Consider the following 11,244-nt stretch of genomic DNA (forward strand, 5'->3'; position numbering starts at 1 on the left):
GCCTGGCCGTCTTGGCCGGATCGTAAGCCTTACCACAAGGGCGGCCCGTTGAACGGCACGCTCACCCGCCCATCCATCCTTCCTGGCCGTAGCTTCCGCTTCCCGGTCGCGAATCGGCGATCGGCATAGCGCATTTCGCACCGCCGCGTGCGCCCAAGCGCGCCGCCTCCGCGAACCCGTCCGCTCCTCCGAATCAAGCCAACGCCCGCTAAACTTCTTACGAACGCTATTGCGAATGATTCCCATTTCGATTACTGTTCACCCGTCTTCACCGAAAAACGTGCAGACCCGAAAACACCCGCACCGATCATCAAGAAGAGGAAATCCATCGTCATGCAGTGGCATCGCAGCGCCAGGGCCGGCGCCATAGGTCGGCCAGCATCTTCGTCGGCGGCCTCGCCTTCGCCGGCTCCATCGCGGCTCTCGACGGCCGTTCGCCTTCTGTTCGCCGGGGCTCTCGCCGCCGGCTTCGCGCAAAGCTATGCGCAAACCGCTGCTGAAGCCACCGAGGAGGCGAGCGCAACGAAGAAGACGCAGACCGAGCATGCATTGCCGGCGGTTGTCGTTCGAGCCCAGGCATCGACGGAATTGCCGCCCGCCTTGCCCGGCGGCCAGCTCGCGCAAGGCGGACGCTTAGGACTCCTGGGCAATAAGAGCATCACCGATACGCCGTTCAGCGTGACGAACTATACGTCGCAAACGATGCAAGACGAGAACGCCACCACGCTTGCGGAAGTCGTCGGCAAAGATCCATCGAGCCGCTTCACCGGGCAGATCGGCGGCGTGACCGATTCGTTCTACATCCGCGGTTTCCCAATCAACGAAGGCAACATCAGCGAGATCGCCTTCGACGGCGTCTATGGCGTTTCCCCCAACTACCACCTCTTCACCGAATACCTCGAGCGCGTCGAAATACTCAAAGGCCCGGGGGCGCTCTTATACGGGATGTCGCCGAATAGCGGCGTCGGGGGCGTGGTCAACGTCGTGCCCAAGCGGCCGCTCAACAAGGACTTGACTCGCGTCACGCTCGACTATGCTTCGGACTCCCAAGTAGGTGAATCAGTCGACCTGAGCCGCCGGTTCGGCAGCGAGCGACAGTTCGGCATTCGTTTCAACGGCTTGCATCGACAAGGCGAGACGGCCCTCGACAATCAAAAGTCGCGAGCGGAAGTCGGCCACTTGTCGCTCGATTATCAAGGCGAACGCTTGCGTGCATCGCTCGATCTGATCGAGCAATACCAGTGGGTCGATGCGCCCACGCGGCCGTTCCTCGTCGCGCCGGGCCTCCCCGTGCCGGACGCGCCCGATGGCCGTCGCAACGTCAGTCAGCCGTGGGGTTGGTGGAAAGCCAACGAAATGTCGACGCTGCTGCATGCCGAATACGACGTCAACGATGCCTTGACGGTGTTCGCCGACGCAGGCGGCGCGAAAACCGATGTCGCGCGTTTCTCGGATCAGACGCCGACGATCCTCGATGCACTCGGCAACACGTCGTCGACTCCGTTCAACGCCAAGTTCCAGGTCAACCGCTCGACCGCCGATACGGGTTTGCGCGCCCGCTTCGATACGGGGCCCGTCAAGCATGCCGTCGTGTTCCAAGCCAGCGCCTATCAGGACCGCGTCGCGAGCGCGAACAACACGGGCCGCGCCATTCTTTCGAACATCTATTCGCCGGTTGCGAGCGCGGAGCCGAACGTGGCCGCGCCAACGCGCGTGCCGAAAATATCGGCGTCCACCTTGACGGGCCTTGCGCTCGCGGACACATTGAGCGCATTCGACGAACGCGTCCAATTGACGCTCGGCGTCAGGCAGCAGCATGTGCAATCGGACAACTTCAACGCGACGACGGGCGCCCGCTCTTCATCGTATAACGACAGTGCCGTCACGCCGCTCGCCGGCATCGTCGTAAAACCTTGGCGGAACGTCTCGCTCTACGCGAATTACATCGAAGGCCTGAGCAAGGGCGACATCGCACCGGTCACAGCGTCGAATGCCGGACAGGTCTTCGCACCGTACAAGACGCAACAGCAGGAAGTCGGTGTCAAGGCGGAGTTCGGCGGCGTTCTAGCAACGCTCGCGGCGTTCAGGATCACGAAGCCGAGCGGGCAGCTGTTCGGCACGACGTTCGCCGTGGATAGCGAACAGCGCAATCAGGGCATCGAGCTGAACGTCTCCGGCGAGCCAGTCAACGGCGTGCGGCTTCTCGGCGGCGTGACCTGGATCGATGCAACGCTCACCAAAACGAACAGTCAGGCGACGCTAGGAAACCGCCCCGTCGGCGTTCCGGGTTGGATGGCCAACGCGAGCGCCGAATGGGACACCCCCTGGATCAGCGGCCTGACGCTGACGAGCGCCGTCAACCTCACGGGCCGCGAGTACGTCGATCAAGCGAATACGCAGTCCGTCCCCGCTTGGACGACGTTCGACTTCGGCGCGCGCTACAAGACGAAGATTTATGGCAAATCGACCACATGGCGCGCCGGCGTCCTCAACGCGTTCGATCGCCGATACTGGGCGGGCGTTGCATCGTTCGGCACGGTTTCGCTCGGCGCGCCGAGAACGGTCTTCATGTCCGCTTCCGTGGACTTTTGACGACATCGGCGATCATGCATCCCGCCCGCTTTTCACCGCCGCTTCCGGGCATCTCGTCGCGCAGTCTCGTCATCGAAGGCAAGACGCTTGCGCCGCTCGTTCATCGCTACGTGGCGCGACTCGTCGACGAATGGCCCGAGCGGATCCGATCGCTCGTCGCACAGTTCGGCTCGCCGCTCAACATCGTCTTGCCGAACGTGCTCGTCGAGAACGTCGATGCGTTGCGCGCCGTGCTCCGTGAGCACGCGCTGCCGTTCGAGATGTTCTATGGCGCCAAGGTCAACAAATCGAATGCGTTGGTGCGCGCCGCCGTGGAATCGGGGATCGGCGTGGATGTGTCGAGCCTCTACGAGCTCAGAGATGCGCTCCGCTGTGGCGCTGACGGTAGCCGGCTCTGCGCGACCGGCCCCGCGAAGACACGCGTGTTTCATGCGGCACTGATCGGCGCGGGTGCGCTCATCGCGATCGATTCACGCGAGGAGTTCGACGATCTGCTCTCGCTCGCATGTGAAATCGCCGCGGAACGTCCCACGCGAATCCTGCTGCGCTATCAGCCTCATGCTTATCGTGCGAGCCGCTTCGGGATGACGGCGGCCGACCTGCTCGTCTGCCTGTGCCGCGTTGCCGCTGTACCCGAGATGCTTCAGTTCGAGGGGTTCCATTTTCATCTATCCGGCTATCGATACGAATCGCGCGTCGAGGCAATCACCGAATTGGCGCCGCTTATCGACGCGGCGCGTGCGCTTGGCCTCTCGCCGCGATTGATCGACATCGGCGGCGGGATGCCGGTTCGATATGTCGATAGCGCGCTCTACAACGCGTTTTTGTTGAATCAGCGTGAAGCCGACTATCGACATTCGCGCGTTCCGTCCTCGTTCTATCCCTACGGCGGCAACTTGGGCGCGACCGAATGGCTCGACCGCCTGCTCACATCGTCGTGTGCCCCGGGCTTGTCCGTGGCTCGATATCTGAACCGCGAAAATCTGACCCTCGCGCTCGAGCCCGGACGCAGCCTGGTCGATCAGGCCGCGCTTTCCGTGTTCCGCATCACGCGCGTCAAGTCGCTTGCGAACGGCACGCTGGTCGTCTTCGCGGAAGGCAGCAGCTTCAGCGCCTGTGAAACCTGGTTTGGCTCGGAGTTTCTCGTCGACCCGATCCTCATCGCCACAGATGAAGCCTACGAAGCCGACGATAGCGCGCGGCACCGCGGCACGTCGCGCGCAACCGTGCCCGCCTACATCGCCGGGCACAGTTGCCTCGACGAAGACGTGATCACGAATCGCTACGTCCATTTTCCGAAGCGGCCCAAAGCCGGAGACCTGCTCGTTTATGCCAACACGGCTGGCTACCAGATGGACCTGCTCGAAAACGAGTTTCATCGCCACCCCATGCCGTGCCGCGTCGTCGCAAGCTTCGACGCCGCTGGCCGCATGGCAATCTCACCTGACGTTTCGCTGGAGGTATCGGCATGATCTTGAACAAAGTCACCGATCTGATCGGCAATACGCCGATTCTCAGTCTCTCCGTTCCGGGAAGGCAGGCCAGGCTGCTGCTGAAGGTCGAAAAGAACAATCCGGGCGGAAGCATCAAGGACCGCATGGCGCGCAACATGGTTCTCGCCGCGCTGAAATCGGGCAGGCTCAAGCCCGGCGGCGTCATCGTCGAGTCCTCGTCGGGCAATACCGGCATCGGGCTTGCGATTGCCGCCGTCGAGTTCGGGATGCGCTTCATCGCTGTCGTCGATCATCATGCGGCCCCCGACAAGATCGCCGTCATGCTCGCGCTCGGCGCCGAAATCCGTTATGTCGAAGGCGAGTATCGCGAGGACGAAGTCGCCGTCGTCGAGCGTCAGAGAATGGCAGCCGAGCTGGCCAGCGAAATCCCCGGCGCGGTCTTCATGAACCAGTCGGACAACGCCGCCAATGCGGGCGGTTATGCGGATTTCGTGCGCGAAGCCATCGGGCAAGCGGGGCACATCGACGCCTATGTGGGCTGCGTCGGCACGGGCGGCTCGATGACCGGCATCGCGCACGGATTGAAAGTTCACAACGCGGAGACGAAAACGATCGCCGTCGAGCCGGACGGCTCGATCGTGTTCGGCCAGCCCGGGCACGCCTACTATCAGTCAGGCACCGGAACGCCGGCTGGCGATACGGTAGGTCTCGTGCTCGACTACAGCTGCATCGACCTGGGCGTGCAGGTTTCGGACGCACAGGCCTTCGAAACGGCCCGCTACGTCGCGCGCAAGACAGGGCTGCTGGTGGGCGGCTCGACCGGTGGCGTCATTTACAAGGCGCTCGAGTTCATCGATAGCGGCACCATCGGCGGGAACGTGCTCGTCGCCGTAGCGGACGGCGGCGAAAAGTACCTGCACACCGTCTTCAGCGAAGACTGGTTGCGCGAGCGCAACCTGCTCGACCCGCTCGTCTGGCAACAGCTCGACGAATGGCTCGGCGACGACCGCTCGATCGACAAGCCGCGCGAGACGCCACGGCTGCATCTCGCATGAACGAGCTCGATGCTGAAAGCGGCGGCTCCGCGCCGCTCAACGTCACCGTGTGCGGCGGGGGGCGTACGGGTCATCTCGCCGCGGTGCTCTTCAAAGCGCGCCCCGGCGTCCGCGTCTCATTGCTGACCGGCCGCCAGGAGGTCGTCGATCGCTACCTCGGCGCTGGGCAGAACATGAGCGCGATCATGCCCGACGGCACGAAGCAAACCGTGCGACTCGACCGGGTCACCTGCGATGCGGCCAAAGCGCTTCACAACGCCGACGTCGTCATCGTCACGGTGCCGGCGCAGGTGCGCGCCCCGCTGCTCCACCGAATTGCTCAATGGCTGCCCACCGGGAAGCCAGTTTTCGTGGGCGCGATCCCAGGATTTTGCGGTTACGACTGGCTCGCGGAACGATTGCTCGGCACGCTGCCGAATGTCGTCATCTGGGGCATGAAGGACGTCGCGCATATCGCGTCCGATCTCGACCCCGGCGTATCCGTTCGGATGGGCGGCGCGAAGGCGACCCTGCATGTCGCGACGCATGTGCGGGAAAGCGCGGCAACGAGACGAAATCTGCTCGCGCATTTAGAGCGGCTTTACGACGCACGCGTCGAATTGCTCAACGACTATCTGGAGATCACGCTGACGCCGGGCAACCCGATCATGCACGGCTCCGTCATCTACGGGCTCATCGGGCCTTACGGCCAATGGCACGGGCGGCCGTTCTTGCAACCGATCCGCTGGTGGAATGATTGTCCGGAGCTCGGCGCCTACTTCATCGAGCGCTGCGACGAAGACAATCAGCGATTGCGAACGGCGCTCGAGCGCGAGTTCGGCATTGATCTGTACTCGGTGAAGCCGCTCAGGCAGGAAATCGTCGAGGCTTACGGCGATCAGATCCGCGATAGGGGAACCATGCTGTCGGTCCTGAGAACGAATCGCGCCTACGACGGAATCTTGGCCCCGCTCGTCCCCTCACCCGGCGGCACCGGTTATCTCATCGACCGTGAAAGCCGCGCTTTTCAGGAAGACGTGGCATACGGCCTCGCGCTGCTCGTTGAAATGGGAAGGCGCCTGAACGTCCGGTTGCCGCACATCGACGAGGTTTATCGCTGGAACATCTCCTACATGGGGGAATCGCGCGGCTCCGCGCTCGAATATTTCCCTCGAACCTGGCCATCTTGATCAGGACTCCTATGGAACACATGGAATACCTACCCTCGAACGAGCGCAATGACAGTGCGTCGCCCGCGCTAGAAAGGCACCAGGCCGTTCGCTTCGCGTCGCGCCGCAACGCGCTGCGGCGCATCGTGCGATGCATCTTCGCCGAGCGAATCGTCGATAGCGCTGCGCTTGTCTTTGCTCCCGAGGGAACGAGTGCCTATCTGCCGCTCTGGCATCGCCACGCCGTCCTCGACTTCTCGGACGTATGGGCGGCGCCGGGCGATACGTTCGTCAACCGAGGCGACATCGTGCTCATCGGTGCGAACGGCGCACGCACTGCCGTCGAAAGCCCCGACCAGTTGATCGACTTACTGCGGCCGGCGTTCGATTTTCCCGCTTCTGACGACGGCGTCGAAAGACTCGCGCACGACGTCGAGAACAGCATCGAAAACGATGTGCTCGCGCGAATACATCGCGTGACGTGGGAGGCCGATCTCCGCGCGAAGATGGAGGCAGCGGGCGCGACCGGACTGATCGACTATTTGCGCAGCCACTATTCCGTGCGCGATGCCGCGGTGCTGCTCGATCGATGGGGCTCGCTCGAAGGGCACCCCTACTATCCGACGTGGAAAAGCAAACCGGATCTCGACGCGCACCAGGTAGCGGCCCTCTCACCCGAATTCAACGCCTGCGTGCGCGTGCGTATCGCGGCATTGCGCGCGGACATGGCCTATATCGAACGCATGCCGCACGTCGGCAGTTATCACGACTGGTTCGCAAGTCAGTTCCCGCAAGTCTGGGCGCAATGGAAAGCGAGGCTGAACGAACGTGAGCTGCACGAGCGCGAGTGGCTTCCGTTGCCGATCCACAGTTGGCATCTCGAGCATTTCGTTTGCAAACAATATGCGGCCGAGATAGAGGGAGGCCTTCTCATCGTCGATGGGCCGGACATCGATACGCTGCCAACGATGTCTTTTCGCACGATGATGCCGCGGCTGCCGGGCCCGGTGCCGTTCATCAAGCTGCCCATCGCACTGTGGCTCACGAGCGAGCAACGCAGCCTGCAGGCCAAGTCGATTCATATGGGCCCGCGCATCAGCAGCGTGATCGAGCGCATCCTCGCCGCCGACGATCGCCTTGCCGGAGCGCTGGAAATCTTTCCCGAGGAGGTGGCATTCCACTATAAACATGCGGTCAAGCAGGAGGACGGACCGGGACGCTACCTTTCGGTCGCCTATCGCGCAAGCGGGGGAGCGTTCGAGCGGTCCGACGATCTCCTACCGGTTACCGTCGCCGCACTGTCGACGCGCTCGCCGGCAAGCCGCCGTCCACTCGTGTCCGAACTGATCGAGCGCGACGGCCAGTGCGCCACGGCGAACCAGGTCGAGGAATACTTCCGTGCATACGTGAGAACCGTCACCTATCCCGTCATCGGCATCTACCTCCGCTACGGCATCGCGCTCGAAGCGCATCAGCAAAACGCGTCCGTCTTGTTTGCCCGCGATGGCGCGCCCCGGCGGCTTGCAATGCGCGATTTCGGCGACGGGCGGACCTTCGCGCCGCTGCTCAATGCACGCGGGTACGAATTGAAGCCGTACGTTCATCCGGGCATTTTGCCGACCGTCTTCGACGACGACATCGAACCCGTGCGCTCATGTGTGCTCCATGCGTGCTTTGTCTGCCATCTTCACGAGCTCGCACTGCTGCTGACGCAGGAGTACGGTCTTGCATCGCCCCGACTATGGGATATTCTCCGAGAGGAGACGGCGCGCACGTTCGATCTCTTCGCCTCGGATGTCGACAGCACGCTTTGGCAAACCGAACGTACCGCTTTCCTTGATCAGCCGTGGCCGAGCCGATCCGTGCTCAGAATGCATCTGCTCAAGTATTCGGACTATCGGATCGAGCACAAGTTATCGAATCCTCTTGTGTCGGCAAACCGCGAAAACGCGAGAGCCGATCGATGACACGCGATACCGTCTTGCAGGCGCAGGCATCAAGGCTCGTCCACCTGCTGTTCGCCGTGCAGCTCGTTTCCATCAGCGCCATGGAGATGAGCGGCCCTTTCTGGCCGGTCCGCTTGAAAGCTCTCGCCACCTCGAGCTTCGAGTTCGGGTTCGCAGCGGTCGCGGTGTACGTCGGCCCGATGCTCGGGATGATGCTGATGGGCGCGCGCTGGGGCCGCATCGGCGATCGAACCGGCCATAAGCTCATGATGTGCCGCGCGCTGCTTGCGCTTGCGCTGACGCAGGCGGCGCTCGCCTATGCGGACAACGTGTGGGCCATTCTCGCCTTGCGTGTAATTCAGGGCGCATGCGCCGGCTACACGGCACCCGCGCAAGCCTATGGCGTTACGGTAGTCGATCCCTCGCGCCGCGCGCGGCTCTTCGCCTATCTGCAAGTGTCGACGAACGTCGGTTCGATCGTCGGCGCGATCTGCGGTGGTGTGATCCTGGATCATGCAACTTTCTTTTGGATCAATATCGTCGCGGCTCTGCTGTGCGCCGCCTGCGCGCTCGCTGTCGTGCTCGCCGTTCCCGACGTACGCGCGCCGCAGACCTCGTCCTCGAGCGAGACGAAAAGCGCGCCGCCGCGCACGCATCGCCCGCCGCGGCTCTGGCAAGCGGGACCGATCGGCGGATTGCTCGCCATCATGGGCATGTTGCTGGCCAGCCGCACGATGACGCAGTCCCCGTTTTCACTCTATGTTCATTCGGTATTCCATGCCGGCAATTGGGTCACGGGGCTCTGCTACGCGCTGATGTCGCTCGGTTTTGCCGTATCGGCATCGCTTTGGGCGCGATACTTCGAGAAGAAGACGCTTCCCGATGCGTTGCGGAAAATCGTCTATATCGCCGCTGCATGCGCCATCGTAACGATCGCGGCCGGAACAACGCGGGACGTTCGCGTCTTCGCCACCATTTATTTCCTATGGGGAGTGCTTCTCGCGGCAACGACACCTGTCTTGATGTCGCTGATTTCGCATGCTGCCGGAAGCCGCGGCCAGGGGCATCTGATCGGCGTCGCGCAGAGCACCACACAGTTTTCATCGATCACGGGCATTGCGCTCGGCGGTTGGCTGAGCCAAGCCGTCGGCCTGCAATACACGTACTTTCTGGTGTCAGTCGCCTATGCGGCAGCGCTCGCCGTGGCGGTCCTCGTCACGCGCGAACACCATATCGCGGCACAGTCGGTCATCGCCTCCGGAGGTGATTAGCGATAATCGGCGGCACGGGAGTTGCTGTGTGATGATTTCCTCATCTCGACTCAGGGAGCAAACGATGAACGAAGACAAGATCAAGGGCCAGTGGAAACAGCTTTCCGGCAAGCTGAAGGCGCAGTGGGGGAAGCTGACCGATGACGACCTCGCAGTGGCCGACGGCGACCGCGAGTATCTCGTCGGTAGAATCCAGGAGCGCTACGGGATTGCCCGGGACGAGGCCGAGCGACAGTTGCGCGACTTCGACAGCACCTTATGACCCGGGGCACGCGCGCCGCTGGCGACGGCGCGCGCGCATCGAGCCATGGGCTCGGCGACGCAATGTCGCCGAGCTGAACGCCGCCGCTTGAACGAACCTCTCAGGTCTCGTACTTGAACGACAGGGATACTCTGGCGCGATATTCGACCACCTTGCCGTTATCGACCTTCATATCGAGCTTACAAACTTCGGCGACTCTCAGGTCGCGCAGCGAGTTGGCCGCGGTTTCGACGGCGTTTTTCGCCGCATCCTCCCAGGACGTCGGGCTCGTGCCGATGATTTCGGTGACCTTATAGACGCTCGGTTCCGTGCTGGTGGACATGATCTTTCTCCGGGATGACAGGTGCAATCTTTGAGATCAGCAGGCCGCGTGCCAGATTCGGCGGACACGCTAGAATGTCCGCTCATGACCGGCAATGACGCAAGGCGACCGGCGGCCTGACAGGCGTATCTCCGATGGGAGTCAACGCGATCGCGGCATCGGAAATGGCATCGATGGAGAGGAGACCATTTGAAAAACTCACGACGTCACATTCGCATTTGCGGCACGGGCGTCGCTGTTCCCGAGAATGTGCTGACGAGCGAAGCGATCGATCGGCGTTTCGGGTTGCCGATCGGCACGGTCTTTGAGCGCTACGGCGTGCGCGCGCGCCGGTACGCCAAACACGAAAGCGCCGCCTCGCTCGCGGCGAAAGCCTGCGATGACGCACTGGCTCGCGCCGGTCTGGAATGGCGCGACATCGATTGCCTCGTTGCGGCATCGGCGACAATGGACCAAGCGTTGCCTTATAACGCCGCGATGATTGTCAACGAACTCGGCAATCGCGCACGGCATATCGCCGCATTCGATATCGGCGCCAGCTGCCTCTCATTTCTCGTTGCGCTCGATACGATCAGCTATCTCGTCGACTGCGGCCGCTATCGGAACGTGATGATCGTATCGGCGGATATCGCGACATTCTCGCTCGATTGGTCGACGCTCGGCGAATCCGCCATCTTCGGCGACGGCGCCGCAGCCGCCATCGTCCGCAAAAGCAGGCCCGACGAGGCATCATGCATCCTCGCGTCGCGCGTCGAAACGCACGCCGAAAGCGCGAGCCATTGCCATATCAAAGCAGGCGGCTCGCGCTACCATCCCGCACGCTCGGACGTCGACTTCATGCCTCTCACGCTGTTCCATATGGACGGGCCGCGCCTGTTTCGGATAGTCTCTCGCGAACTCCCGCGGTTGATGGCGGACCTGCTCGAGGGCGCAATGGTCAAGCTGGATCAGGTTCGTCTCGTCGTGCCGCATCAGGCGAGCCGCCTCGCACTCGATCATCTCGCCAAGCGGTTGCGCATCGATGCAGCCCGAATCGTCGATATCCTCGCCGATTTCGGCAATCAAGTCGGGGCCTCGCTGCCCTCCGCCTTACATCATGCAATCGCCGACAACCGGCTGCAGCGCGGAGCGACGTTCATGCTGCTGGGCTCAGGCGCCGGCGTGACGCTAGGTGGCATGGTCATGGTGTATTGA

9 protein-coding genes are annotated in these 11,244 nt (G+C 62.6%); 8 read left to right on the top strand and 1 reads right to left on the bottom strand.

Going from position 1 to position 11,244, the window contains the following annotated elements:
* The first annotated feature begins 333 nt into the window (after nt 1-333).
* The 7 genes from B0G57_RS23375 to B0G57_RS23405 all read left to right on the top strand — a co-directional run bounded on the left by B0G57_RS23375 (nt 334) and on the right by B0G57_RS23405 (nt 9,728).
* The gene (locus B0G57_RS23375; RefSeq protein WP_018442218.1) at nt 334-2,592 is read left to right on the top strand and encodes a TonB-dependent receptor; all 2,259 of its coding nucleotides are present in this window, start codon (nt 334-336) and stop codon (nt 2,590-2,592) included.
* A gap of 14 nt (nt 2,593-2,606) precedes the next feature.
* The gene (locus B0G57_RS23380) at nt 2,607-4,064 is read left to right on the top strand and encodes a Y4yA family PLP-dependent enzyme (protein ID WP_018442219.1); all 1,458 of its coding nucleotides are present in this window, start codon (nt 2,607-2,609) and stop codon (nt 4,062-4,064) included.
* A complete protein-coding gene (locus B0G57_RS23385; protein ID WP_018442220.1) occupies nt 4,061-5,101 on the top strand; it encodes a PLP-dependent cysteine synthase family protein in 1,041 nt (346 codons plus the stop codon). The genes B0G57_RS23380 and B0G57_RS23385 overlap by 4 nt, the downstream gene beginning before the upstream one ends.
* Nucleotides 5,098-6,270: an NAD/NADP-dependent octopine/nopaline dehydrogenase family protein gene (locus B0G57_RS23390; RefSeq protein ID WP_018442221.1), complete on the top strand. Its 1,173-nt coding sequence runs from the start codon at nt 5,098-5,100 to the stop codon at nt 6,268-6,270. The genes B0G57_RS23385 and B0G57_RS23390 overlap by 4 nt, the downstream gene beginning before the upstream one ends.
* Before the next feature lie 20 nt (nt 6,271-6,290).
* On the top strand, nt 6,291-8,216 hold the full coding sequence (locus tag B0G57_RS23395; RefSeq protein ID WP_020566369.1) for an IucA/IucC family protein: 1,926 nt from the start codon (nt 6,291-6,293) through the stop codon (nt 8,214-8,216).
* On the top strand, nt 8,213-9,466 hold the full coding sequence (locus B0G57_RS23400; RefSeq protein ID WP_018442223.1) for an MFS transporter: 1,254 nt from the start codon (nt 8,213-8,215) through the stop codon (nt 9,464-9,466). Before B0G57_RS23395 ends, B0G57_RS23400 begins: the two co-directional genes overlap by 4 nt.
* 64 nt (nt 9,467-9,530) lie before the next feature.
* Nucleotides 9,531-9,728: a CsbD family protein gene (locus tag B0G57_RS23405; RefSeq protein WP_018442224.1), complete on the top strand. Its 198-nt coding sequence runs from the start codon at nt 9,531-9,533 to the stop codon at nt 9,726-9,728.
* A gap of 100 nt (nt 9,729-9,828) precedes the next feature.
* Here the strand turns inward: B0G57_RS23405 and B0G57_RS23410 are convergent, their stop codons facing one another.
* Nucleotides 9,829-10,050 (bottom strand): dodecin family protein, encoded by a 222-nt coding sequence (locus B0G57_RS23410; RefSeq protein WP_018442225.1) that lies wholly within the window; start codon nt 10,048-10,050, stop codon nt 9,829-9,831.
* 189 nt (nt 10,051-10,239) lie between these two features.
* Here B0G57_RS23410 and B0G57_RS23415 point away from each other — a divergent pair, with 189 nt between their 5' ends.
* Nucleotides 10,240-11,244 carry a 3-oxoacyl-ACP synthase gene (locus tag B0G57_RS23415; RefSeq protein ID WP_018442226.1) on the top strand — a complete coding sequence of 335 codons (1,005 nt, stop codon included), beginning with the start codon at nt 10,240-10,242 and terminating at the stop codon, nt 11,242-11,244.

Source organism: Trinickia symbiotica (assembly GCF_002934455.1).
Taxonomy (GTDB): domain Bacteria; phylum Pseudomonadota; class Gammaproteobacteria; order Burkholderiales; family Burkholderiaceae; genus Trinickia; species Trinickia symbiotica.

Bases quoted from the DNA above. Each gene is read 5' to 3' on its own strand.
- B0G57_RS23375 (WP_018442218.1), top strand. From the start codon at position 334: ATGCAGTGGCATCGCAGCGCCAGGGCCGGCGCCATAGGTCGGCCAGCA.
- B0G57_RS23380 (WP_018442219.1), top strand. From the start codon at position 2,607: ATGCATCCCGCCCGCTTTTCACCGCCGCTTCCGGGCATCTCGTCGCGC.
- B0G57_RS23385 (WP_018442220.1), top strand. From the start codon at position 4,061: ATGATCTTGAACAAAGTCACCGATCTGATCGGCAATACGCCGATTCTC.
- B0G57_RS23390 (WP_018442221.1), top strand. From the start codon at position 5,098: ATGAACGAGCTCGATGCTGAAAGCGGCGGCTCCGCGCCGCTCAACGTC.
- B0G57_RS23395 (WP_020566369.1), top strand. From the start codon at position 6,291: ATGGAATACCTACCCTCGAACGAGCGCAATGACAGTGCGTCGCCCGCG.
- B0G57_RS23400 (WP_018442223.1), top strand. From the start codon at position 8,213: ATGACACGCGATACCGTCTTGCAGGCGCAGGCATCAAGGCTCGTCCAC.
- B0G57_RS23405 (WP_018442224.1), top strand. From the start codon at position 9,531: ATGAACGAAGACAAGATCAAGGGCCAGTGGAAACAGCTTTCCGGCAAG.
- B0G57_RS23410 (WP_018442225.1), bottom strand. From the start codon at position 10,050: ATGTCCACCAGCACGGAACCGAGCGTCTATAAGGTCACCGAAATCATC.